This window comes from Delftia sp. WSY_16, from assembly GCF_043104415.1.
GTDB classification, from domain to species: domain Bacteria; phylum Pseudomonadota; class Gammaproteobacteria; order Burkholderiales; family Burkholderiaceae_C; genus Comamonas; species Comamonas tsuruhatensis.
The window spans coordinates 314,567-336,779 of the sequence record NZ_JBICKS010000005.1; the positions used below are offsets into that span (position 1 = coordinate 314,567).

The following is a 22,213-nucleotide window of genomic DNA, read 5'->3' on the forward strand; positions in this document are numbered from 1 at the left end:
TCAGTGGCTCGCTTCGTTGGTGGGGGTGGGCGCGGCAGCGCTGGCGGCAGCCTGGATGGCTCCCGGCGACGTGCCGGTCAGTGCCAGCTGCAGGTCGGTCTCTGCCAGCCAGAAGTCGCGCTGCGCATCGGTGGCGGTGGCCACGGCCTGGGCGCTGCTGCGGGCCTCGGCCAGCAATTGCCAGACGCTGACGAACATGCCGTTGTAGCGAAGCATGGTTTCGTCCTGGATGAAGCGGCGCAGCGGCAGCACCTCGGCCTGCTGCTGGTGGGCCAGGTCCCAGGCCGTGCGGTAGCGCATCCAGCTGCTGCGCGCCTCGGCGCGCGCCTGGATGGCGCCTTGCTGCAGCTGGGCCGCGCTGCGCTGCAGCTCGGCGCGCGCGCGGCCGCTGGCAGCGCCGCCCCAGTCGAACAGCGGCAGGGGCAGGTCGATCTCCCAGCCGCGTGTCACATCACTGTGGCCAGTGGCCCGGTCCGTGGCGGTGTTGCGGCTGTAGCCCAGGCCGATGTCGCCGAAGATGGCGCCGGCGCGCGCCCAGCCCCGGCGCTCGCCCAGATGGTCCAGGTCGCGGCGCAGGGCGCGCAGGTCCAGGCGCTCTCGCAGCGCGGTGGCCTCGGCATCGTCCCCGGCGCGCAACTGCGTGGCGGCCTGCGGGATGGCGGGCAACTGGTCGGGCAGCTTGAAATCGATGCGCCGTCCCCACAGGCCCATCAGGCGGGCCAGTTGCTCATGCTCGGCCGTGGCGGCCAGGCGCGCACGCGCCAGCTGGGCTGCGGTGTCCTGCTGGATGCTGAGCTCGCGCGCCTGCTGCAGCCGGCTGAAGTTGCCCACGCGGGCCATGCGCCGCGCCAGCTCGGCACCGGCCTCGGCCGCCTCGTGCATGCGCTCGCTGGACGCCAGCTGCTGGCGTGCGGCCACGGCGCGCAGCCAGGCGCGGCGCGTGTCGGCGGCCAGCCGCAGCACGTCCTGCGCGGCGGTCAGCGTGGCCTGTTCCATCTGCATGCCCTGCCAGCGACTGCGCCAGGGCAGGGTGATCAGGCTGACCAGGCCAAAGCTCAGCTGGCGCTCGATCTCGCGCTCGTCGCTGTTGACCATGCGGCCCAGGGTCAGCGTGGGGTTGGGCAGCGTCAGGGCCTGCACGCGGTCTGCATCCTGCACGCCCAGTTGCGCCAGGCGCGCCTGCAGGCCGGGATTGTTGAGCAGTGCGATGCGCACGGACTGGTCCATGTCCAGCGGCTGGCGCAGCCACTCGTCGATGCGCTGCTGCGCCGCGTCGCGGGCCTGCAGATCGGTTGGTGGCAGTTGGGCGCCGTCCGGCAGGCGGCTGGCGGTATGGGACTGGACCGCGCCGCGCAGGCCGTCGGGCGAGATGCTGGCGCAGCCGGCCAGGGCCAGCACGGCAGCCATGGCGCCGACCAGCCGGGTGGGGGCGAAGACGGTGCGCTTCATGGCCGGCCTCCGTGCTGCATGTGAGAGCCGTGCGGGGACGGCGCAGGCGTGGATCGGCCGGCCTGGGCCGCCTCCCAGCGCAGGATGTCCACATGGCCGTTGGGAAACTCGCCCACGGCGGCGTTGGCCTGGCGCCAGTCGGTCAGCTCGGTTTCCACGGCGCCGCTGGGCGGCAGGGCCGCATGGCGCAGGGGCAGGCTGGCGGCTGCCGGATCGATGGCGCCGGTCAGGCCTGCGGAGGAAGAGGCCGGGGGGAGGCTGCCGTCATGGGCTTGGGCCCAGGCCGCGGGGCTGGAGACGGCAAGGGCCGCCAGCCCGAAATGGATGAGGGGGATGAGGGGGGCGAGAAAATGCGCACGGCGCATGGTGTTCTCCTGAATGCGTAACGGGTGACGCATCCGCAGCCAAGCGCCCTGCCATGCCCGAGAACGGGCTGCCCATGGACGGGCGGCAGGGATGGCGCGGACGCACTTCGGGCGTCAGGCTTCAGGAAATGGGTGGCTTGATGGCCTGCAGCTTGGCCGCGCTGGCAAAGCGCGTGCTGCCTTGGGGGCGCAGTGCGGCGGACGGCGCAGCGCCGTCCGAACCGATCTGGCCAGGGGTGAAAAGGGCCGAATGGCAGATGCCGCACAGGGTGCAGCTGGGGCCGTGTTCATGCTCGCCGCAGCCGCCGCCCGCAGGGCTGCCGGCCTGGGGGGAGCAGTCTGCACTGTGCTCGGCGTGCGACGTATGCGAGGGGTGAGAGGGCTGCTCCGTGGCGTGTGCCGGATGCCGTTCATGGCTGTCCGGCGTCTGCGCTATCTCCGGCGCATGGTGGTGGAGTGCGGAGTCCGACGCCAATGCGACGGCCGGAGCCGGGACGCCCATCACCGGAGCCGCCCCCATGGCCATGGCATCGCCCAGCAGGCCACGCAGGACCAGCAGCAAGACCAGGACAATGGACAAGGGGCGACGCATAGGCATGGATGATACCGGACGGTGCCACGAAGTTCCTCAGGTGCGGGCCCTCTGCCCGGGCGGGCGGCGCGTGGTGCGCAGTGCCTCGGCGATCAGCGCCGATATGGCGGGTGGCATGTCCATGGGCAGGGTGGCCGGCACCGTGGTGCGGCCGGTGTTGCCGCGCGGCAGCCGGTCCAGCAGATGGCCTGCGGGCACCAGGGCCAGGCGCAGCAGCTGGCCGGCGACCTCCCTGCCGTCGCGCAACTGCAGCGCGTGGCGCAGCATCCAGCAGTGGGATCGCCAGTGCAGGCCCAGCAGCTGCTGGCCCAGCACATGGCTGGCCTCCAGCAGCAGCCAGCGCTGTGCGGGCGCCTGGTCCTGGCTTGAACGGAAGCTGTGCAGCAGGTGGGTGAAGGCGGCACGGCGCTGGGCGTCGGTCATGCCGCCTCCCTGTCGCTGCCCCAGCGGCGCAGCCGAAGGCCGTTGCCGACCACCAGCAGGCTCACGCCCATGTCGGCGAGCACAGCCAGCCACATGCTGGCGTTGCCGGCCAGGGCCAGCGCGAAGAACACCAGCTTGACGCCCAACGACAGGGCAATGTTCTGCCAGAGCACGGCGTGGGCGCTGCGCGACAGTTCCACCACCTCGGGCAGGCGGCGCAGGTCGTCGTTCATCAACACCACGTCGGCGGTTTCCATGGCCATGCCCGTGCTGTGCATGCCGCCCATGGCAAAGCCGATGTCGGCTTGGGCCAGTGCCGGCGCGTCGTTGATGCCGTCGCCCGTCATGGCCGTGGGGCCTCGTGTGCGTTGCAGCTCGGCCAGTGCGTCGAGCTTGTCCTGCGGCAGCAGGCCGCCGCGCGCATCCTGGATGCCGGCTTCGGCAGCGATGGAGCGCACGGTGGCCGTGTTGTCGCCGCTGAGCACCACGGGCTGCACGCCCAGGGCCTGCAGGCGTGCCACGGCCTCGCGGGCCTGGGGCCGCAGCGGGTCGGCCACGGCGAACAGGGCCCGCACGCCACCGGCATCGGCCAGCAGGGTCACGGTGCGGCCCTGGGCTTCGTGCATCGCCAGGCTGGCACGCAGCGCGGCGCTGTCCCAGCCTTGCTCCTGCACCCAGCGCAGGTTGGCCAGGGTCCAGAGCTGGCCGTCGATCTCGGCCTGCACGCCACGGCCGGGCAGGGCCAGCAGCTTGCTGACCGAGGCCCGCGCTGCATCGGCGGCCACGGCGGCGTCGGCCTGGAGGCCGGAAGCAATGGCGCGCGAGACCGGGTGGTCCGAGCGGCCGGCCAGGGCCAGGGCGCGCGCGGCGGGCAGGGCGGGGCCAGGGGCGGTGTCCCGGGCTGCATCCTCTTCGCTCCAGGACTTCCATTCGACCAGCTTCGGGCTGCCCGTGGTCAGCGTGCCGGTCTTGTCCAGGGCAATGGCGCGCAGCTTGCGCGCCGATTCCAGCGCCTGGCCTCCCTTGATCAGCAGGCCGCGGCGTGCAGCCGCCGTCAGCGCGCTGACCACCGTGACGGGGGTGGACAGCACCAGGGCGCAGGGGCAGGAGATGACCAGCAGGGCCAGGGCCTGGTAGGCCGCGTCATGCCAGCTCCAGCCCATGACCAGCGGCGCCAGCACCGCCAGCGCAATGGCCAGCACCAGCACGATGGGCGTGTAGACGGCGGCAAAGCGGTCGACAAAGCGCTGGGTGGGCGCCTTGGAGGCCTGGGCCTGCTCCACGGCATGGACGATGCGCGCAATCAGGCTGTCATTGGCCGCCGAGGTGACGCGCATCTGCAGCTCGCCATCCTGGTTGATGCTGCCGGCGTAGAGCTCGTCGCCCGGGGCCTTGTCGGCCAGAGCGCTTTCTCCGGTGATGGGGGCCTGGTTGACCGAGCTTTCGCCGCGCAGGACCACGCCGTCCAGCGGCACGCGCGCGCCGGGGGCCACGCGCACGGTGGCGTCCAGTGCCACGTCGGCGGCGGCCACGCGCTGCACGCTGCCATCGGGCTGGAGCACGTCGGCCGTCTCGGGCGCCATCTGCAGCAGGCTGCGGATGGCATTGCGCGCGCGGTCCATGGCCTGGTCCTCGATGCGCTCTGCCGCGGCGTACAGGGCCATGACCATGGCGGCCTCGGGCCACTGGCCGATGGCGAAGGCACCCGTGACGGCAATGGCCATCAGCGCATGGATGCCCAGCTTCAGGCGCAGCACGTCGCGGATGCCGGCCTTGTAGACGCCCAGGCCCGACAGGGCAATGGCCAGCACGGCCACGGCCATGCCGCCGTATTGCAGGGCCGGCACGCCGCCCTGGGAGCCGCTGAGCCAGTGGGCGGCTTCGGCCAGCACGGCTGCAATCAGCGCGGCCGTGATGCGCGGCCAGCCGGGCAGCACGCTGTGGTCATGGCCGGCATGGGGATCGCTCTCGTCGTGACCGTGGTCATGGTCGTGGTCATGGGCGTGATCGTGGCCCTCGCCGTGCGCATGCGAGTGGCCATGGGCCTTCTTGCGGGCCGGCGTGGGCTGGGTGATGGTGAAGGGCGCGCAGCAATCGGTGCCGCAGGCGGAAGACGGCGAAGTCGAGGCGGGCGTGGAATGGGCTGGGAAGGCTTTCAGGGCCTCGTTGCCCTGAGGGCTTGGCAGGCGATTGGAGTTCATGCGAGCATTGGAAACGGTGAAGTCACTTCAAGGTCAAGCATGTCACAGCATGAATCTGCGCGCTGGCGCATCGGCGAGGCGGCCAAGCGTTCCGGCGTGGCCGCCGCCAACATCCGCTACTACGAGAAGGAAAGGCTGCTCAGTGCAGGCGCGCGCGAGGACAACCAGTACCGGCTGTACAGCGACAGCGATGTGCACCGGCTGCGCTTCATCCGCCTGTGCCGCGCCATGGACATGTCGTTGGAGGAGGTCCGCACCCTGCTGGCGCTGGACGGCGCCAGCAAGGCCGACTGCGTGGCTGCCAACGAAACCCTGGATGCCCACCTGGGCCATGTGCGCGAGCGCCTGGCCGAGCTGCGCGCGCTGGAGCATGAGCTGATGCAACTGCGCAGCCAGTGCGACGGGTCGGCCAGCTACTGCCATCTGATCGAGGCCCTGCATGCCCAGGCCGACGAGCCGCTGGCGCCTGCCCTGGGCAGCTCCGGCGCCAAGCGCCATGTGTAGCGCCGTCCGCGGCTGCCTGTCTTGCGCCGGCGTCCGACGGACCGTCCCGGTACGGCTCGCTATCATCGACCGATGAGCCTCAGCCACGCAGCCCTGTCCCTTCCCGACCGCATCTGGGCGGCGCTGCGCGACCATGCGCTGGCCTGGTGGCGCAGCGTCTACCTGGGCGCCGTGCTGCTGGTGCTGGCCATGTCCCCTTCCAGCTACCGGCGCGGCGCGCGGCGTGCCATGGCGCACCAGATCTATGTGCAGACCGGCCCCATCCTGCTGGGTTTCACGGCGCTTGCGGCCCTGCTGTGCGCGGTCATCACGCGCATCGTCATCGTCACGGCGCTGAGCTATGGGCTGTCGCGCTATGCGCTGGAGATGGTGGTGCGCGTGCTGGTGATCGAGCTGATCCCGCTGACGGCCGCGCTGTTCGTGGCCATGCGCTGCACCATTCCCAACGGCACGCTGATTGCGCAGCTGCGCGCGCGGGGCCAGCTCCAGGCCTGGCAGGAGCGCGGCTCCGATCCGCTGCGCATGGCCCTGGTGCCGCGCGCGGCCGGTGGCGTGTTTGCCTCGGTCACGCTGGCCGTGCTCAGTTGCGTGGTGGCCCTGGTCACCGTCTACCTGAGCGTCTATGGCTTCACGCTGGCGGGCCTGCCCGGCTACACGCGCATCTTCGGCCAGATCTTCACGCCGGCCGTGACCCTGGTCTTCGTGCTCAAGACCTGGTTCTTCAGCCTCACCGTGGCCATCATGCCCATGGCCTCGGGCCTGTATGCGCCGCTGCGGCGCCACCGGCTCGGCGGCGCGGCGCTGGGCGGCTTTGCGCGCATGTTTGCCGTGCTGCTGGTGATCGAGGTGATCTCGCTCATGGGCAACTACTACTGAGCACGCCCGCTGAACTCCACGAACCCCACATGCACGGCAAGGCCCGTGCCAGAACAAGGAATGCCATGACCGATACGCGGCGCACGCCGCCAGACCCCTGGGACGGCGAGGAAATCGAGGCCCTCAAGCCTGTGGCGCACCTGCGCGCCAAGGCGGCGGGCCTGCTGCTGTTCACGCTGGTGCTGATTCTTGGATCGGCCCTGTACCTGCTGTACTCGCGCGGCGTGTTCGACGCCACGCAGCGCCTGGTGCTCACGGCCGACGACTCCGAGGGCGTGAGCGTGGGCATGGACATGACCTTCTCGGGCTTTCCGATCGGGCGCGTGCGCCGCATCGAGCTGGCCGAGGACGGCAATGTGCGCATCCTCATCGACGTGCCGCGCAAGGACGCGCACTGGCTGCGCGAGTCCAGCGTCTTCACCCTGGTCAAGGGGTTGGTGGGCGGCACCACCATCAAGGCCTACAGCGGCATCCTCAGCGATCCGCCGCTGCCCGACGAGGCCGTGCGCCCCGTGCTGCGCGGCGATGCCACGGCCGAGCTGCCGCAGATCATGTCCACGGCCAAGGAAGTGCTGGGCAACATCGCCCAGCTCACCGCACCGGACTCGGCCCTGGGCGGGTCGCTGACCGAGCTGCGGGGCCTGGCCGGCCGGGCCCAGGGGCCGGGCGGCGTGCTCGGCGTGGTCATGGGCAGCGAGCAGGAGGCGCGCAAGGTCACGGCCCTGCTGGACCGCGCCAATGCCACGCTGGCCCGCATGGAGCGCATGGTGGCGCGGGCCGACAGCCAGGTGTTCGACGCCGGCGGCGTCATGCCCGAGGTGCGTTCCACCGTGGTGCAGCTCAACGGCCTGCTGGCCGATACGCGCCGCACGCTGGGCAAGGTGGACGCCGTGCTGGCCGAGGCCCAGGCCGTGGGCTCCAATGCGCGCGAGGCCACGGCCGACCTGGGCGCCCTGCGCGCCGAGGTGGAGGGCAACCTGCGCCGCCTCGAAGGCGTGCTGGCCGACCTGCAGCGCAAGTGGCCGTTTGCCCATCAACCGGAGTTGAAGCTGCCATGAGTGCTGCCGCCAAGAAACTTTCTGCCGCAACCCTCCTGGCGCGCCATGCCGTCGCCGGCGCCGTGCTGACCCTGGTGCTGGCAGGCTGCAGCAGCCGCCCGCCCGCACCGGACTGGGCGCTGAATGCCGAATCTGCGTCCCAGCGCGCCTCCACCGCCTACCTGGAAGGCCGCCAGCGCGTGCAGGCCCTGGAATGGGACAAGGCCCGCGCCGAGGTGGCCGCCACGGGCCGCACCGACCTGGCCGCGCGCCTTGAACTGATGCGCTGCGCGGCCCAGGTGGCCAGTCTGGAATGGGACGACTGCCCCGGCTACCAGGCGCTGGCGCTTGACGCGGCGCCAGCCGAGGCCGCCTATGCGCGCTATTTGCAAGGCAGGCCCCGGCCCGAAGACATTGCGCTATTGCCGGAACTACAGCGCCCCGTGGCGCAGGCGCTGCTGGGTGCGCCTGCCTCGGCGCTGGCTGCCGTGGGCGCCATCAAGGAGCCGCTGCCCCGGCTGGTGGCGGCCGGCGCGGCCTTGCGGGCGGGGGCGGCACAGCCGCAGTTGCTGGAGCTGGGTGCCGAGACCGCCTCGGCCCAGGGCTGGCGCCGGGCGGTGATGGCCTGGCTGCTGCTGCAGGCCAGGGCCCATGATCAGGCGGGCGAGGTGGACAAGGCCCAGGCCGTCAGGCGCAGGCTGGCGCTGCTGGAGAAGACGGCCAGCGGTGGGGGCGCATCGGCAGGTACATCAACCGGCGCATCGGCCGGTAAATGAAAACAGCGCCAGTCCGCAAGGGATGGCGCTGAGCAGGCATTTGCAGGCGCTTGCAGGGCCTACATCGACGACAGCAGGGCGCCCGGGTCTTTTTGCAGCAAGGTGTCTGCGGCCGGGGCGGCGCTGTCCAGCCACAAGGTGGCAACGCTGGCGGCGACGGCAAGCAATACCGTGGCGGTGAAGGCAATGAAGGGATGACGTCCGAAGGGGCTGGGTCTGCGCATGGTGCACCTCCTGTCTGGCAGCGCAGGCAGAGCATGGGGCTGGGCCTGGACTCCATTGCACACCGGATTGCGCAGCGTGGCTGTCGGACAATCGCTTTCTCTCTTGACGTTCGTGAAAAAAGCGGTGGGAGAAATTCCCTATCGATCTTCAGAAGGCCGAAAAAAAAGCGAGGCAGGGCCTCGCTGAAAGTTCGGGACGTAAGTCCCCGGCCCGTGCTGGCAGGCCAGGCGTCGCCTTAGAAACGGTGGCGGATACCCGCGATCAGGCTGGTGCCCGACTTCAGGTCCGTGATGCGGTCGTGCATCAGCACGGTGTACACATCGGTGCGCTTGGACAGGTAGTGGTCGTAGCCCAGGCTGGCCGTGGTGCGCGTGGAGTCCACGGCACCGATCTCGGCCTTGGTGCGGGCCAGGGCTGCCTTGATGGTGCCGGCGCTGCTCACGGGCACGTCCAGGCCCAGCGAGTAGGTGCTGTTCTTGCGGTCCAGGTCCTTGACCTTGGCCTGGCCATAGGTCGCGTACAGCTTGGCCACTTCGAAGTTGTAGGTGCCGCCCAGCATCCAGTCGGTCTTGGTGGGCATGACGGCCAGGCTCACGGGGTTGCTGATCTGGGCGCGCTCGTAGAAGGCCACCAGGCTCAGCGGGCCGCCGAAGTACATGGCGTTCACGCCGATGTTCTTCTTGCCGGAGTCGCCGCCCTTTTCACCGAACTGGTAGTGGACGTTGGCCTGCAGGCCGCCGAACTTGGGCGTGCTGTAGACGATCTGGTTGCTCCAGCCGGTGTCCGACGGCGTGGTCAGGTTGGCCGAGCCCCAGGCTGCCGTGCCCACGTTGGCGTGCAGCACCAGCGGGGAGATGGTGAAGGAGTCGCCGAAGGGGTTGGTCAGGATGGTGGGCAGGAAGTTGGGCGCCATGCCGCGGCCCAGGCGCACCGTGCCGAAGCCGCCGGACAGGCCGACGTTGGCATCGCGCGAGAAGTACGGGTCGCCGTCGAAGCGGCCGGGGCTGCCGGTGTCCACGCGCATGAAGGCCGTCAGCTGGAAATCGACCTTCAGGCCGCCGCCCAGGTCTTCCTGGCCCTTCATGCCCCACCAGGAGGTGGTCATGCCGCCCGAACCCACGACGCCCTTGCCGCTGGCGTCGCCAGCCATGCGCATGGAGCCGGCATAGGCGTCCACCAGGCCTGTCAGCTGGACCGAGCTTTGGGCGTGTGCTGCGCCGGCGCAGGCCAGTGCAGCGGCCAGTGCGATGAAGGAACGTTTCATGTTGAGGAGTCTTTCATTGTTGGATAGTGGAAACGGTTGGCCAGTGCTGTGACCGGGGCAGACGATGAGGCAAACGCCCTAGGCGGGCTATGTGGCAAACCTGGGACAGTGGCGTTTTCGCATCAGGGTCCGGCCGGTGTCGGCGTGCCTTTGCGGTGCGCGCGCGAGGCAGTCCAGACTGGCTAAGCCGCGTATTACAACGCATCCCAGCCATTGCACCGGCCAGAAAGTGGTGTCTTTGACACAGTTATGACGAAACTTAATTTGTGTTTTGCACTCTCGCGGCTTGAACGCTGCCGTGCACTGGGTTGGGGCCGGGGCACCAGGCCTGTGCAGCAGGTCCTTGCAAGAGGGCTCAAAGGTCAATTCAGGGCTCCTTGTTCGTCGGTTGGAGGAAGATTTCCGCCTGTTGCCAGGCCTGTGGCTGCAACTGATTGCAAACGGCGTGCCAGCCTGCAACCCGGCCACCGGCCTCCACGGGGGTCCATGAGCCGGGCATGTGTTTGCAGACGTGTCAGACTCGCGCCCATGTCCGAATCCACCCTGCTCGTTGCCGATGACCACCCGCTGTTCCGCGCTGCGGTGATCCATGTGCTGCGCGAGGCCCTGCCGCAGTTCGCCGTGCTGGAAGCCGCAAGCGCTGCGACCCTGGGGGCGGCGCTGCAGCAGCACCCCGAGATCGAACTGGTGCTGCTGGACCTGGCCATGCCGGGCGCGCGCGGCTTCTCCGCGCTGCTGCATGTGCGCGGCGAGTACCCCGACATTCCGGTGGTGGTGATCTCATCCAACGACCATCCGCGCGTGATCCGCCGTGCCCAGCAGTTCGGTGCTGCAGGCTTCATTCCGAAGTCGGCGCCGGCCGAGGCCATAGGCACGGCCCTGCAGGAAGTGCTGGACGGCGGCAGCTGGTTCCCGCCCATGGCCGCCGAGCGCTCCGAGGCCGACGCCGCGCTGGCCGCGCGGCTGGCCCAGCTCACGCCCCAGCAGTTCCGCGTGCTGCTGTGCCTGGCCGACGGCCTGCTCAACAAACAGATCGCCCATGAACTGGGGCTGGCCGAGAACACCGTCAAGGTGCATGTGACGGCCATTCTCAAGAAGCTGGAGTGCTACAGCCGCACGCAGGCTGCCGTGCTGGTCAAGAGCCTGGAGAACGACGGCACGGCCTGAACTCCATGCCGCGGCGTGCCGTGCCCCTACCGGTGGCGCAGCAGCATCTGGCTCATGAGCGCGCGCAGCGCGGGCGGGCGCACGGGCTTGGCCAGAAAGCCCCAGCCGCGCTCGGCCGCCTGGCGGCGCAGCATGCCGTCGCGCTCGGCCGTGACCAGGATCACGGGCGGCGACTGGCCCCAGCGCTGGCACAGCTGCGCGTAGACATCGGGGCCGTGCAACTGGCCCAGGCGCACATCGAGCAGCACCAGTTGCGGTGCCTCGCCGGGCGTGGCCAGCGCCAGCGCCTCGGCCGGGCCGCCGGCCAGCGGCACGCTGCAGCCCCAGCGCTGCAGCAGGGCGCGCATGGCGGTGCAGGACTGGGGATCGTCCTCCACATACCAGGCGTTCATGCCCTGCAGCGGTGCATCCTGGTCCGGGTCGCCGGTCTGCGCGCTTGCGGCGATCTGCGGCACGGCGCCCGGGTCGCCCAGCGGCACGCAGACCCAGAACACGCTGCCCCGGCCCAGTTGCGAGCGCAGGCCGATCTCATGGCCCAGCAGTCGGCCCAGGCGCTCGACGATGGCCAGGCCCAGCCCGGCGCCACGGTCGTCGCCATGGCCCTCGTCCAGGCGGCGGAATTCCTCGAAGATCTCGTGCTGCAGGCTCTCGGGAATGCCCGGTCCCTGGTCGTGCACCTCGATGCGCAACTGCTGGCCCTGGCGCCGGCAGCCGATGACGATGCGGCCCTGGCGCGTGTAGCGTATGGCGTTGGACAGGAAGTTCTGCAGGATGCGGCGCAGCAGGGCCTCGTCGCTGCGCACCACGCAGCGCGTGTCCACCGCGCTCAGGCGCAGGCCCCGGCTTTCGGCCAGGATGCCGAAGTTGTGGCGCATGACCTGCAGCAGCGGGCCCAACGCGAAGTCGCGCACGCGCACCTCCAGCTGGCCCGATTCCATGCGCGAGATGTCCAGCAGGCTGCCCAGGATGGCGTCCTGCGCGGCCAGGGCGCCGTCGATGCTGTCGGCCACGTGGCGGCCCGCCTCGTCATGCAGATGGCTGCGCAGCAGGGCGCTGAACATGCGCGCGGCGTTCAGAGGCTGCAGCAGGTCATGCACGGCAGCGGCCACGAAACGGGTCTTGTAGCGGTTGGCCTGCTCGGCCTCGCGCTTGGCCTCGGCCAGGTCGCGCGTGCGCTCGGCAATGCGCTGCTCCAGCGCATCGGCCAGCGAGCGCAGTTCGCGCGCGGCGTTCTTGTAGCTGGTGATGTCGGCGTAGCTGGTGACGAAGCCGCCATCGGGCAGCGGGTTGCCGCGGATCTCCAGCACCGTGCCGTCGTCCTTGGTGCTTTCGCGCAGGTGCGGGCTGCCGCTGCGCAGATGCTGCAGCCGCCGGTGGATGGCCTCTTCGATGGGGCCGGGCCCCAGCAGGCCGCGCCGGGCGTTGTACCGAAACAGGTTCTCTATGGGCTGGCCCGTGCGCAGCAGTTCGGAGGGAAAGCGGAACAGCTCCACGTAGCGCGAGTTCCAGGCCACCAGGTTGAGGTCGGCATCGATCACCACCACGCCCTGGGGCAGGTGCTCCAGGCTGCGGCTCAGGCCCGTGTCGGCCTGGCGCGCGGCCTGGACGATGCCGTCCTGGGCCGTGCGCAGCTCCTGGGCATGCTGGCGCAGCACGGTTTCCAGCTCCAGGCGGCTGCGCAGGCGCAGCGCGGCCAGCCGCCTGCGCTGGCGCACGAACAGCACCAGCATGCCCAGGGCCAGCCAGCCCCCCGCCGCGGCCGCCGCCGCCCAGCGGCTGGCCACGGTACTGGCCTGCGTGTCATGCAGCAGGTGCAACTGCCAGTCGCTGCCGGGCAGGGGCAGGGTCTGCCACAGCGTGGTGCCGGGCAGGGCGGGTTCCTGCATCTGCACCAGGCGGCTGCCTTGCTCCAGGCCCTGGCGCACCCGGTAGCGCATGGGGTGCAGTTCCTGGTCGATGTACTGGCGCGTGGCGGCCAGGTCCGCCTCGTCGGCGGGGCTCAGGGGTGACAGCAGGCGGTAGCGCCAGTCGGACTGGCTGGCCAGGAAGACCACGCCGTGCTCGTCCGAGGCCATGACCACGTCGGGCGTCTGCAGCCATTCGCGCTCCAGCTCCAGCAGTGCGATCTTGATCACCACCAGGCCCGCGACGGCGTTGTGCTCGTCCAGGATGGCCTGCGACAGGAAGTAACCCGGCAGGCCCGTGGTCAGACCGATGCCGTAGAAGCGCCCGCTGCCGCGCGACAGCGCCTGCTGCACATAGGGCCTGAAGCTGTAGTCCACGCCCACGTTGCTGCGCGTCTCGCGCCAGTTGCTGGCGGCCAGGGCCGTGCCGTGGCGGTCGATCAGGGTCAGCGTGGACGACTGGCTGGCGCCGTTGGCCTGCTCCAGCTTGCGGTTGAGGGCATCGACCTCGGCGGGAGACAGCGGGTGGGTGAGGGCGGCGCGCAGCTGCGCATCCAGCGCCAGCACCTCGGGCAGGGTGCGGTAGCGGTCTATGCGCTGGCCCAGGGCCTGGGCGTAGAGGCTGAGCTGGCGCTGCACGCTTTCGGCCTCGCCGCGCAGGGCGCGGTGGTAGACCAGTTCCCCGGCCAGCAGCATGCAGGCGAGCATGCCGCCGAACAGCAGCAGCAGGGTCCAGAAGGAGCGGCGTGAAGGGCGTCGAACGGGTTGGGGCATGGTGGTCTGGGCCCGATTGGGCGCCAGCTTGGTGCCTTCCAGGGACGGGAAGGAGTTGGGGATTACCCTGATTCTGCGTCCATTCTCCCTGGGAGAGCGCCTGCGCCTAATACCAATAGGTTATCGGCGCCGGAGGATGCCAGCGGTACAACCTGCACCTTCCCGCAACTTGCCGCACCTCGGTGGTGCGTCAACCCCACAGAAATCCTGCCGGAGCCGCACCATGCATGCCGTCCCCACCCACGCCGCCAGCCCCGAGCGGCTGCCCTTCTACCGCCAGCTGTATTTCCAGGTGGTGGTCGCCATCGTGGCGGGCGTGCTGCTCGGCCACTTCGAGCCCCAGTACGCCGAGCAGTTCAAGCCGCTGGGCGACGCCTTCATCAAGCTGGTGAAGATGATCATCGCGCCGGTGATCTTCCTGACCATCGTCACCGGCATTGCGGGCATGACGCACCTGCGCACGGTGGGCCGCGTGTTCCTCAAGGCCATGGCCTACTTCCTGTTCTTCTCCACGCTGGCCCTGGTGGTCGGCATGGTGGTGGCGCACGTGGTGCAGCCTGGCGCGGGCATGAACATCAACCCGGCCGACCTGGACCAGGCCGCCGTCAAGGGCTATGTGGCCAAGTCGCATGAGCTGACGCTCACCGGCTTTGCCATGGACATCATCCCCAAGACGCTGGTCAGCCCCTTCGTGGGCGACAACATCCTGCAGGTGCTGTTCGTGGCCGTGCTGTTCGGCATCTCGCTGGCCATGGTCGGCGACGCCGGCAAGCCCGTGCTCAACTTCCTGGAGGCGCTGACGGCCCCCGTGTTCAAGCTGGTCGGCATCCTGATGAAGGCTGCGCCGCTGGGCGCCTTCGGCGCCATCGCCTTCACCATCGGCAAGTTCGGCCTGGGTTCGCTGGTCAACCTGGCCTGGCTGGTGGGCTCGTTCTACATCACCTCGCTGCTCTTCGTGGTCGTGGTGCTGGGCTTCGTGGCGCGGCTGTGCGGCTTCTCGGTGCTCAAGCTGGCACGCTACCTGAAGGCCGAGCTGCTGCTGGTGCTGGGCACCTCGTCCTCGGAATCGGCCCTGCCTTCGCTGATGCAGAAGATGGAGCGCGCCGGCTGCGGCAAGTCCGTCGTGGGCCTGGTCGTGCCCACGGGCTACTCCTTCAACCTGGACGGCACCAACATCTACATGACGCTGGCCGCGCTGTTCATCGCCCAGGCCACCAACACCCACCTGACCCTGGGCCACGAGATCGCGCTGCTGCTGGTGGCCATGCTCAGCTCCAAGGGCGCTGCCGGCGTGACCGGCGCGGGCTTCATCACGCTGGCCGCCACGCTGGCCGTGGTGCCCGAGGTGCCGGTGGCGGGCATGGCCCTGATCCTGGGCGTGGACCGCTTCATGAGCGAGTGCCGCTCGCTGACCAACTTCATGGGCAACGCCGTGGCCACCGTGGTGGTCTCGCGCTGGGAAAACGAGCTGGACTACAGCAAGCTCAACGCCGCCCTGGATGGAGAGCCCGTGCAGGCACTGCCTTCCGAGGCCGCCGTGGCCAAGGCCTGAGAACGCCCTGGCCAGGGCAAGGGCCGGCAACGGCCCCTGCCTGCCCCACCGCTGCGCCACCCCAGGGTGGCGCTTTGCTTTGTCTACTCGCCTGCCAAGCTGCCGGGCGCGGCTGACGAGCGCAGCGACAGCTCCAGCCGGTAGGCCAGGGCCACGAAAAGGCTTTGCGCCAGCCCCATGGCCGCCGTCAGCGCGCGAAAGCCGAAGGTGGCGCTGTCCTGCACGATCAGGGCCGCCTCGGCCTCGCGCGCAATGGGGCTCATGCGGCTGTCGGTCATGGCGATCAGGTGGGCGCTGCGCTGCCTGGCCCACTGCGCCACCTGCACGGTTTCGTCCGCATAGGGCATGAAGGAAATGGCGATCATCACGTCGCCGCTGCGCACCGACCGGATCTGCCCCTGCTGCATGCTGCCCAGCGCGCTGAACAGGCCTATGCGCTTGTCGGTGTGTTGCAGCGCATATTCCAGATACACGGCCACGGGAAACGAGCGGCGCGAGCCGGCGATCCAGATCGCCTGCGTGCCGGCCAGCAGCTCCACCGCCCGGTCGAATGCCTGACCGTCCAGGTTCTGGCGCAGCTGCTGCATGCCGGCCATGCCGCCTTTGAGGAATTCGTCGGCAATCTGCACGGGCTCCAGGGCGGCGGGGCCGGCCTCGACCATGTCGCGCACGCGCAGCTCATAGGCGCGGCCCGGCGCGATCTGCTCGGCAAGGCCTTCGCGGAACAGGCGCTGCATCTCGGAAAAACCCGAGAGCCCGAAATGCTTGGCAAACCGTACGACGGCCGAGGGCTGCACACCACATTGCGCGGCCAGGGACTGTATGCCTTGCAGGCCGAGCTGGTCGCGGTGGACCTCGATGTGGCGGGCAATGGCCTTGAGCTGCCGGCTCAGGCCATCGTATTCCTGGGCAATCTGCTGCAGGAGTCGGTCCACGGATGCGGGGGGCGGCGGGGAAGGGCTCATCGCAGGCGGGCCGGTGGGCGATCCCGGGGCAAGGGATCGACTGATTTCTGGATGGGCCATGATGCCATGGCGATCCCCGGGTCCCGGGCCGCTGGCAGCCCAGGCGGGGCATGGCATTCCCTAGCAGTAGTCCACCCAGATCCCGCCGGCATCGGCCGAGCGCACGCAGTTCTCCACCCAGCGCACGCCCTCGATGCCAGCGTGGATGTCCGGATGGCGGATGGTTTGCAGCGCCTCGCGATCGCGCCTGTCCGTGGCCTCCATCGCCAGCGCGAAGCGGTGGTAGAGGTTGGACCATGCCTCGAACAGGCCTTCCGCATGGCCTGCGCTGATGCGGTCTTCCTGCAGCGCGGCGGGGTGCAGATAGCCCATGCCGCGATCGAGCACCTGCGCCGGCTGGCCCTGGACTTCGTGGCGCAGCTGGTTGGGGTGTTCGTCCCACCATTCGAGGCTGGCCCTGGCGCCGATGACGCGCAGCTTGTGCCCATGCATGGAGCCGCTGTTGACCGCGCAGGCCCACAGGTAGCCCATGGCGCCGCCCTGGTACTGCATGAGGGTGAAGGCGTTGTCCTCCAGCGGGGCGCGGCTGCTGACGAAGCTCTGCCGGCTGCACATCAGCCGCTCGATCTTCAGCCCCGGCAGCATCACCTGGGAAAGGTACAGCGGATGCGTGCCAATGTCGCCCAGCACATAGCTGGGGCCGGCAAAGGCCGGGTCCATGCGCCAGCGCGCGGCGGGGCTGGACTGCTCCACCGCCTCGCTGTGAAAGCCGTGCGAGAACTGCATCTGCACGATGCGGATGTCGCCCAGCTCGCCCCGCGCGATCATCTCGCGCGCCTGGGCGATGAGCGGGTGGCCGGCATAGCCGTAGGCCACGCCGACCATGCGGTTCCTGGCAAGGGACAGCTCCAGCAGCTCCTTGGCCTCGGCCGTGGTGAAGCACAGCGGTTTTTCGCAGACCACGTGCAGGCCTGAGAGCAGGGCGGCCTTGCAGATCTCGAAATGGGTGTTGTTGGGCGTGGCGATGGATACCGCGCGAATGCCGTCCGGGCGGCCGGCCTCGGCCTCGAACATCGCCCGGTAGTCGGCGTAGCAGCGCTGCACGTCCACGCCCAGTTGTTCGCCGAACCGGCGCCCGCGCGCGGCATCGATGTCGAACGCCCCGGCCACGAGCCGGAAATTGTGGTCGCGCAGCGCCGCCGACCGGTGCACATGGCCGATCTGGCTGTTGTGTCCGCCGCCGACCATGCCCCAGGCAATCGGGCGGCCGGGCAGAAGGGTTCCGTCGATCATGGTGTCCACCTTTGTGTTGCGTCTTCAGCAAAAGCGTCTTCAGCAAAAACCTGTGCGGGCCAGGAAGGCGCGGCTGGCGGCCACGTCGGGCAGGCTGGCACCCGCATTGCGCGGGTCGCGCTCCTGCTCCACCGTGATGCAGCCTGCATAGCCGATCTCCCGTAGCGTGGCGCCTATGGCCGGATAGTCGAGCACGCCTTGGCCGATGGGGCACATCACGCCCCGGGCGCAGGCGTCGAAGAACGCAATGCGCTCGCCCATCACCTGCCCGTACACCTGGGCGTCTATGTCCTTGAAATGCACGTATTCCAGCCGTGCCGCATGCCGGCGCAGCCAGCTTGCCGGGTCCATGCCGCTGTAGTGCAGGTGGCCGGTATCCAGGCACAGTCCGGCGGCCTGCGCCGGCACGTCGGCGGCGATGCGGTCGATCTCGCCGGCAAATTCGATGTAGCCGCCCGCATGCGGATGGATCACCGCGCGCACGCCGAAGCCGCTCCAGGCAAGGTGCGCTATCTGGCGGATGTGATCGACCATGGCGGCCCAGCGTGCATCGGACAGGCGCGGGGCGCGGTCCGGGTGGCCGGCCTCGAAGTCGCGCTCGGGGTGGCCCCAGTCCATCACCACGAGATAGGGCGCCGGGTAGCGTTGCCCGGCTGCAGCGGCCGGCCTGGGAAGCTGGCTGATGAGTCCGCAGATCTCGCGAGTCTGGCGCAGCAGCTGCGGCAGCCGGGCCGGCGAGACGAGATCGTCGAAGATCGTGCCGGCGGTGATGCACAGGCGCCGCTGCGTGAATTCCGTGCGTACCAGGGCCGCCTCGAGCGGGATGTAGCCGCAGGGGCCGAGTTCCATGCCCCGAAAGCCCGCCTCGCAGGCCTCGTCCAGCACCTGGCGCCAGGGCGGCAGGTGCGGGTTGTCCACGTTGTCCACGCCCCAGCAGCAGGGCGCGCAGCCAATGGTCAGGGTCGCAGTCATGGCGTCAGGGGCTCAGGGCTGGTAGAACGCCGGGCGCGCTGCGCTCGCCATGCGCTCTATCGCGCCGGAGGACTGCGCCAGCAGGCAGGCATCGGCAGCCACTGCGGCGGCGTAGCCGTCCCAGGCCGAGGGACCTGTCAGTTGCCGGTCGCGCACGCCGTCGATGAAGGCCTGCAGCTCCGCGTCGTAGGCGGCGATGAAGCGCTGCTTCCAGTCGGTCAGCAGGGGCGTGCAGCTGCTGGCCGCGCGCTTCATGGGCACGGCCGCAGGCTCAGGCAGGCGCGCGATGCCCGTCTCGCCCACCACTTCGCACTGGATGTCGTAGCCGTACCGGCAGTTGACGAATACCTCCACGTCGATGCGCACACCGCCCACGGTCTCCAGCAGGATGATCTGCGGATCGTTCAGATGCGGCAGTGCGTGGCGCGTCTTCCTGGGGAACACCACCTGGGCGCTGGCGTAGTCGTCGTCCAGCAGCCAGCGCAGGACATCGAGCTCGTGGATCAGCGTGTCGGTGATGGCCATGCTGGTGGTGTAGCCCCCGGCCACCGTGGGATTGCGGTGCGCGCAGTGCACCATCAGGGGCGCGCCAATCTCGCCGGCGGCGATGACATGGCGCAGCGCACGGTAGCCCGCGTCGTAGGGGCGCATGAAGCCGACCTGCACCAGGCGCCGGCCCTGCGCCACCTCCGCTTGCACGATGCGCATGCAGCCTGCGGCGGTCACCGCCAGCGGCTTTTCACAGAACACGGGCTTGCCGTGGGCGATGGCCTCCAGCACCAGTTCCTCGTGCGAGGGACCCCAGGAGGTGACCAGCACCGCCTGCACCTGTGGCGCGGCGATCAGTGCCCGGCCGCTGTCCATGATCTCGATGGCCGGATCATGTCTGGCCACCACGTCCCGCGCCTGCTGCGCATCGATGTCTGTCACCGCCACTACCCGGGCGCCCGACATCACCCGGGAGATCCTGCGGATGTGGTCTTGTCCGATGGCTCCGCAGCCTATTGCTCCGATCTGCAGCGTCATATGGTTCCCTTCTTTCAAAGCAATGAATGGCGGATGAAGTCCATGCTCTGGCGCAGCAGGGCTTCGTTGCTGTCCGCGTCCGTGATCCGGGCCGCGAACGGCTCGAACGAGACCGGGCCGCCATAGCCGCGATCGAGCAGTTCTCGCAATTGGGCGATGTTGCCCAGGCGGTCTCCTTCGCCGACCAGCACGCGGTGGCCGTCGCGCATCTGGCCGTCTTCGAGCCGGTGGTCCTCGACGCCCGAGACATGCACCAGCCCGGTCAGGTCGGGAAAGAAGATGTCTTCGCCGGCCAGGTAGTGGTGGAAGCTGTCGTGCACCAGCCTGAAGTGGCGTTCGCAGGCTGCGCCGTAGATCGCCTCGACGGCATCGGACTTGCGGCGCAGCGCGCACTCGGCAAAGCCCAGGGGCTCGACCAGTCCCTGCACGCCATGGCCATCGAGGAGGGGGCGCAGCTGCCTGAGGGCACGCACCAGTTCGCGCCGCCGCTGGCCGGGCGTGCGCGGGTCGGCCCTGTCGTTCAACGGGCACATGACCAGGGCCCGGGCGCCGCAGTCACGCGCATACGCCGCCAGCGCGCGCGCCTTGCGCTCCAGGCCGGCGTCGAAAACGTCGAAGGGATACAGCGCGTTGATGGACACGATGGTGATGCCGGCCTGCCGCGCCGCGGCCTGGATGGCGGCGGGCGCCGTGCCGTCGCAGGTCTCGGCATGGGACAGGTCGTTGCGGATCTCGATGGCCGACACGCCCAGGCGCCGGCACATGGCCAGGTAGCCGGCAAACGGCATGCGAGAGGCGCTGATGCGGTTGATGGCGAAATGGATGGGATTCGTCATGGGCCGGGACTCGGGTGGGAAGCGGTGGTCAGGGGCGCAAAGCGGTCCGGGAAATGCCTTTCCAGCTGTTGCTGTATCTGTTGGCGCATGAAGCGGCTGGATTCGGCCGCACGCTCTTCCCAGGCGAACACGCAGGACGACAGAACGCCGTCGAAGCCGGCGCTGCCCAGCGTGCCGAAGAACAGGTCCCAGTCGATCTCGCCCTGGCCCATGTCCAGGTGCTGGTGCACGCGGATGTGGTGCGAGCCCGGCGGGTTGACGATGTAGCGCAGCTGGCTGCTCTTCCTGTGGTCGAAGGTGTCGGCCACGCGTACATGGGCCAGCAGCGGCGCGGCTTCGCGCAGCATGGCGGCCATGTCGCCGCCGTAGTGGAAGGTGTGCGGGGCGATATAGGACAGCCGCAGCGCCTTCGAGCCCATGTTCCTCACGATGTCCATGGCCGGCCGCAGCTGCTCTATCCAGTCCTCCGGATGCGGCTCCACGGACAGCGTGATGCCTTCGCGCTCCAGGATGGGCAGCAGCTCGTCCATGGAGCGGAACCAGGCGGCCTCGCACATCTCCTTCGGATTCGCGCCGGCAGGACCGTTCACCGAGCGCTCGGGCGAGGCTCCACGGCCGAACTCCGAGACCATCAGCGCGCACTCCATCTCGATGGCCACCTCGATGGCCTTCTTCCAGCAGCGCATCGCCCATTGCCGTTCGTCCTCGAACGGGCTGGCCCAGCGGTACATGGGCTGCAGCGATGCCAGTGCCACGCCGCTGGCGCGCATGGCCTGGCGGAATGCGGCCATGCGCTCCTTGGTGGCGCGCGGCATCACCCACCAGTCCAGGAAATCGCTGCGCGGCGACAGCTCGATGTGCGCATAGCCCAGTTCGGCCACGGCCTGCGGCAGCCGGTCCAGCGGCTCGTGCCGGATCATGTAGGGATCGAGGGCGATTTTCATGGTGTCTGCCTGCAGGGCGCGCCGTCAGCGCCGCGCCTTCTTGTTGCGGTACTGGTCGGCGACCACGGCCGCGACGATGATGGCGCCCTTGACCATCTCCTGGTAGTAGGCGTCGATGCGGATGAAGGTGAAGCCCGAGGTCATGACGCCCAGGATCAGCACGCCGATCACCGTGCCGGTGATGCGGCCCATGCCGCCGGCCAGCGAGGTGCCGCCGATCACCACGGCGGCAATCGCATCGAGCTCGTACATGACACCCATGCCCGACTGGCCCGAGATGGCCCGCGCCGCCGTCACCGTGCCGGCGATGCCGCCGAGCAGGCCGGCAATCATGTAGACCCAGACCAGATGCCGCTGCACGTTGATGCCCGAAACCACGGCTGCCTGGCGGTTGGAGCCGATGGCATAGGTGAATTTGCCGAAGCGCGTATGGCGCAGCACCACGTGGAAGACGGCGGCGAGCACCAGAAAGATGATCACCGGATGGGCGCCGGAGCCGATCGCTGCGAAGTCGTCGGTCAGCATGGAGACGGGCGTGCCGTTGGTGAACCACTTGGCAAAGCCGCGTGCGGCCACCATGGTGCCCAGCGTGGCGATGAAGGGCGGAATGCCCGTGAAGGCGATCAGCGAGCCGTTGAGCAGGCCGACCATCAGGCCCACGCACATGCCGGCCGCCACCGGCCAGACCACGGGCAGGTCGGTCAGCTGCGGGAACACGGCACGCGGAAAGTCGGACACCTGTGCCAGGCTGGCGGACACCACGGCGGTGGCGGCCACCACCGAGCCCGACGACAGGTCGATGCCGCCGGTGATGATGACGAGGTTGACGCCCACGGCGATGATGCCGATCACCGCCATCTGCAGCACGATGATCTGCAGCCGCTCGGCGTTGAGCAAAAAGCTCTGGCCCACGGTGAGCCAGCCGGCCGCCTCGAAGAACAGTGCAATGCCCAGCAGCACCAGAAAGATGCTCAGTTCCGGCGGCCGCCTGGCCCGGTGCAACGGGCCGGTGCCCGGGCCGGGCGGGGAGGGGGCCTGCGAAATCGATGGGGTATTGCTCATCTTGCC

The 22,213-nt window shown here is 69.4% G+C and carries 21 protein-coding genes; 6 read left to right on the top strand and 15 right to left on the bottom strand.

Translation table 11 applies throughout. The features are described from left to right. The 5 genes from ACF8O7_RS04610 to ACF8O7_RS04630 form a co-directional block, all read right to left on the bottom strand. Positions 1-1,449: a TolC family protein gene (locus tag ACF8O7_RS04610; protein ID WP_392442550.1), complete on the bottom strand. Its 1,449-nt coding sequence runs from the start codon at positions 1,447-1,449 to the stop codon at positions 1-3. Beyond that, positions 1,446-1,814, bottom strand: coding sequence for a hypothetical protein (locus ACF8O7_RS04615; RefSeq protein ID WP_392442552.1), 369 nt, complete (start codon positions 1,812-1,814; stop codon positions 1,446-1,448). The genes ACF8O7_RS04610 and ACF8O7_RS04615 overlap by 4 nt, the downstream gene beginning before the upstream one ends. Positions 1,815-1,935: 121 nt before the next feature. Next, on the bottom strand, positions 1,936-2,394 hold the full coding sequence (locus ACF8O7_RS04620) for a hypothetical protein (protein ID WP_017404570.1): 459 nt from the start codon (positions 2,392-2,394) through the stop codon (positions 1,936-1,938). 48 nt (positions 2,395-2,442) lie between these two features. Further along, positions 2,443-2,829, bottom strand: coding sequence for a DUF3703 domain-containing protein (locus ACF8O7_RS04625; protein WP_016449914.1), 387 nt, complete (start codon positions 2,827-2,829; stop codon positions 2,443-2,445). Continuing rightward, on the bottom strand, positions 2,826-5,030 hold the full coding sequence (locus ACF8O7_RS04630) for a heavy metal translocating P-type ATPase (RefSeq protein ID WP_392442555.1): 2,205 nt from the start codon (positions 5,028-5,030) through the stop codon (positions 2,826-2,828). The genes ACF8O7_RS04625 and ACF8O7_RS04630 overlap by 4 nt, the downstream gene beginning before the upstream one ends. Before the next feature lie 39 nt (positions 5,031-5,069). On the opposite strand from ACF8O7_RS04630, the gene ACF8O7_RS04635 reads away from it, so the two are divergent. The 4 genes from ACF8O7_RS04635 to ACF8O7_RS04650 all read left to right on the top strand — a co-directional run bounded on the left by ACF8O7_RS04635 (position 5,070) and on the right by ACF8O7_RS04650 (position 8,223). Beyond that, a complete protein-coding gene (locus tag ACF8O7_RS04635; protein WP_212645971.1) occupies positions 5,070-5,534 on the top strand; it encodes a Cd(II)/Pb(II)-responsive transcriptional regulator in 465 nt (154 codons plus the stop codon). A gap of 72 nt (positions 5,535-5,606) precedes the next feature. Continuing rightward, the gene (locus ACF8O7_RS04640; RefSeq protein WP_012204765.1) at positions 5,607-6,410 is read left to right on the top strand and encodes an ABC transporter permease; all 804 of its coding nucleotides are present in this window, start codon (positions 5,607-5,609) and stop codon (positions 6,408-6,410) included. Between the two features lie 65 nt (positions 6,411-6,475). Continuing rightward, a complete protein-coding gene (locus ACF8O7_RS04645) occupies positions 6,476-7,468 on the top strand; it encodes an MlaD family protein (RefSeq protein WP_013803088.1) in 993 nt (330 codons plus the stop codon). After that, entirely contained in the window at positions 7,465-8,223 is a 759-nt protein-coding gene (locus ACF8O7_RS04650) for a hypothetical protein (RefSeq protein ID WP_209802113.1), read from the top strand. The genes ACF8O7_RS04645 and ACF8O7_RS04650 overlap by 4 nt, the downstream gene beginning before the upstream one ends. A 59-nt stretch (positions 8,224-8,282) precedes the next feature. On the opposite strand, the gene ACF8O7_RS04655 is transcribed toward ACF8O7_RS04650, so the two are convergent. Both ACF8O7_RS04655 and ACF8O7_RS04660 read right to left on the bottom strand, forming a co-directional pair. Further along, positions 8,283-8,447, bottom strand: a complete 165-nt coding sequence (locus ACF8O7_RS04655; RefSeq protein WP_016449910.1) for a hypothetical protein — start codon at positions 8,445-8,447, stop codon at positions 8,283-8,285. A 236-nt stretch (positions 8,448-8,683) separates the two neighbouring features. After that, the gene (locus ACF8O7_RS04660) at positions 8,684-9,712 is read right to left on the bottom strand and encodes a porin (RefSeq protein ID WP_016449909.1); all 1,029 of its coding nucleotides are present in this window, start codon (positions 9,710-9,712) and stop codon (positions 8,684-8,686) included. A gap of 528 nt (positions 9,713-10,240) precedes the next feature. On the opposite strand from ACF8O7_RS04660, the gene ACF8O7_RS04665 reads away from it, so the two are divergent. After that, entirely contained in the window at positions 10,241-10,879 is a 639-nt protein-coding gene (locus ACF8O7_RS04665) for a response regulator transcription factor (protein WP_016449908.1), read from the top strand. Between the two features lie 26 nt (positions 10,880-10,905). Here ACF8O7_RS04665 and ACF8O7_RS04670 read toward each other — a convergent pair whose 3' ends face one another. Continuing rightward, on the bottom strand, positions 10,906-13,557 hold the full coding sequence (locus ACF8O7_RS04670; RefSeq protein ID WP_392442557.1) for a PAS-domain containing protein: 2,652 nt from the start codon (positions 13,555-13,557) through the stop codon (positions 10,906-10,908). Between the two features lie 223 nt (positions 13,558-13,780). Between ACF8O7_RS04670 and ACF8O7_RS04675 the strand changes: the two genes are divergently transcribed. Further along, on the top strand, positions 13,781-15,109 hold the full coding sequence (locus ACF8O7_RS04675; protein WP_043791482.1) for a dicarboxylate/amino acid:cation symporter: 1,329 nt from the start codon (positions 13,781-13,783) through the stop codon (positions 15,107-15,109). Positions 15,110-15,192: 83 nt separating this feature from the next. Here the strand turns inward: ACF8O7_RS04675 and ACF8O7_RS04680 are convergent, their stop codons facing one another. The 7 genes from ACF8O7_RS04680 to ACF8O7_RS04710 form a co-directional block, all read right to left on the bottom strand. Beyond that, complete coding sequence (locus ACF8O7_RS04680; protein ID WP_016452430.1) at positions 15,193-16,074, bottom strand: MurR/RpiR family transcriptional regulator; 882 nt, start codon at positions 16,072-16,074, stop codon at positions 15,193-15,195. A 120-nt stretch (positions 16,075-16,194) separates the two neighbouring features. Beyond that, the gene (locus tag ACF8O7_RS04685) at positions 16,195-17,367 is read right to left on the bottom strand and encodes a Gfo/Idh/MocA family protein (protein WP_133073973.1); all 1,173 of its coding nucleotides are present in this window, start codon (positions 17,365-17,367) and stop codon (positions 16,195-16,197) included. Positions 17,368-17,406: 39 nt separating this feature from the next. Then, positions 17,407-18,339 carry a TIM barrel protein gene (locus ACF8O7_RS04690; protein WP_392442560.1) on the bottom strand — a complete coding sequence of 311 codons (933 nt, stop codon included), beginning with the start codon at positions 18,337-18,339 and terminating at the stop codon, positions 17,407-17,409. 12 nt (positions 18,340-18,351) lie between these two features. Next, complete coding sequence (locus ACF8O7_RS04695) at positions 18,352-19,365, bottom strand: Gfo/Idh/MocA family protein (RefSeq protein ID WP_026062169.1); 1,014 nt, start codon at positions 19,363-19,365, stop codon at positions 18,352-18,354. Positions 19,366-19,379: 14 nt separating this feature from the next. Further along, the gene (locus tag ACF8O7_RS04700; RefSeq protein ID WP_277849785.1) at positions 19,380-20,201 is read right to left on the bottom strand and encodes a TIM barrel protein; all 822 of its coding nucleotides are present in this window, start codon (positions 20,199-20,201) and stop codon (positions 19,380-19,382) included. After that, positions 20,198-21,145 (bottom strand): sugar phosphate isomerase/epimerase family protein, encoded by a 948-nt coding sequence (locus ACF8O7_RS04705; protein WP_016452425.1) that lies wholly within the window; start codon positions 21,143-21,145, stop codon positions 20,198-20,200. Before ACF8O7_RS04705 ends, ACF8O7_RS04700 begins: the two co-directional genes overlap by 4 nt. A 24-nt stretch (positions 21,146-21,169) precedes the next feature. After that, positions 21,170-22,207 carry an ABC transporter permease gene (locus ACF8O7_RS04710; RefSeq protein ID WP_016449899.1) on the bottom strand — a complete coding sequence of 346 codons (1,038 nt, stop codon included), beginning with the start codon at positions 22,205-22,207 and terminating at the stop codon, positions 21,170-21,172. Positions 22,208-22,213: the final 6 nt, after the last annotated feature.

What these genes read in the sequence shown, in the direction of transcription:
- ACF8O7_RS04610 (WP_392442550.1), bottom strand. Translation starts at nt 1,449, where the DNA reads ATGAAGCGCACCGTCTTCGCCCCCACCCGGCTGGTCGGCGCCATGGCT.
- ACF8O7_RS04615 (WP_392442552.1), bottom strand. Translation starts at nt 1,814, where the DNA reads ATGCGCCGTGCGCATTTTCTCGCCCCCCTCATCCCCCTCATCCATTTC.
- ACF8O7_RS04625 (WP_016449914.1), bottom strand. Translation starts at nt 2,829, where the DNA reads ATGACCGACGCCCAGCGCCGTGCCGCCTTCACCCACCTGCTGCACAGC.
- ACF8O7_RS04630 (WP_392442555.1), bottom strand. Translation starts at nt 5,030, where the DNA reads ATGAACTCCAATCGCCTGCCAAGCCCTCAGGGCAACGAGGCCCTGAAA.
- ACF8O7_RS04635 (WP_212645971.1), top strand. Translation starts at nt 5,070, where the DNA reads ATGTCACAGCATGAATCTGCGCGCTGGCGCATCGGCGAGGCGGCCAAG.
- ACF8O7_RS04640 (WP_012204765.1), top strand. Translation starts at nt 5,607, where the DNA reads ATGAGCCTCAGCCACGCAGCCCTGTCCCTTCCCGACCGCATCTGGGCG.
- ACF8O7_RS04645 (WP_013803088.1), top strand. Translation starts at nt 6,476, where the DNA reads ATGACCGATACGCGGCGCACGCCGCCAGACCCCTGGGACGGCGAGGAA.
- ACF8O7_RS04650 (WP_209802113.1), top strand. Translation starts at nt 7,465, where the DNA reads ATGAGTGCTGCCGCCAAGAAACTTTCTGCCGCAACCCTCCTGGCGCGC.
- ACF8O7_RS04655 (WP_016449910.1), bottom strand. Translation starts at nt 8,447, where the DNA reads ATGCGCAGACCCAGCCCCTTCGGACGTCATCCCTTCATTGCCTTCACC.
- ACF8O7_RS04660 (WP_016449909.1), bottom strand. Translation starts at nt 9,712, where the DNA reads ATGAAACGTTCCTTCATCGCACTGGCCGCTGCACTGGCCTGCGCCGGC.
- ACF8O7_RS04665 (WP_016449908.1), top strand. Translation starts at nt 10,241, where the DNA reads ATGTCCGAATCCACCCTGCTCGTTGCCGATGACCACCCGCTGTTCCGC.
- ACF8O7_RS04670 (WP_392442557.1), bottom strand. Translation starts at nt 13,557, where the DNA reads ATGCCCCAACCCGTTCGACGCCCTTCACGCCGCTCCTTCTGGACCCTG.
- ACF8O7_RS04675 (WP_043791482.1), top strand. Translation starts at nt 13,781, where the DNA reads ATGCATGCCGTCCCCACCCACGCCGCCAGCCCCGAGCGGCTGCCCTTC.
- ACF8O7_RS04680 (WP_016452430.1), bottom strand. Translation starts at nt 16,074, where the DNA reads ATGAGCCCTTCCCCGCCGCCCCCCGCATCCGTGGACCGACTCCTGCAG.
- ACF8O7_RS04685 (WP_133073973.1), bottom strand. Translation starts at nt 17,367, where the DNA reads ATGATCGACGGAACCCTTCTGCCCGGCCGCCCGATTGCCTGGGGCATG.
- ACF8O7_RS04690 (WP_392442560.1), bottom strand. Translation starts at nt 18,339, where the DNA reads ATGACTGCGACCCTGACCATTGGCTGCGCGCCCTGCTGCTGGGGCGTG.
- ACF8O7_RS04695 (WP_026062169.1), bottom strand. Translation starts at nt 19,365, where the DNA reads ATGACGCTGCAGATCGGAGCAATAGGCTGCGGAGCCATCGGACAAGAC.
- ACF8O7_RS04700 (WP_277849785.1), bottom strand. Translation starts at nt 20,201, where the DNA reads ATGACGAATCCCATCCATTTCGCCATCAACCGCATCAGCGCCTCTCGC.
- ACF8O7_RS04705 (WP_016452425.1), bottom strand. Translation starts at nt 21,145, where the DNA reads ATGAAAATCGCCCTCGATCCCTACATGATCCGGCACGAGCCGCTGGAC.
- ACF8O7_RS04710 (WP_016449899.1), bottom strand. Translation starts at nt 22,207, where the DNA reads ATGAGCAATACCCCATCGATTTCGCAGGCCCCCTCCCCGCCCGGCCCG.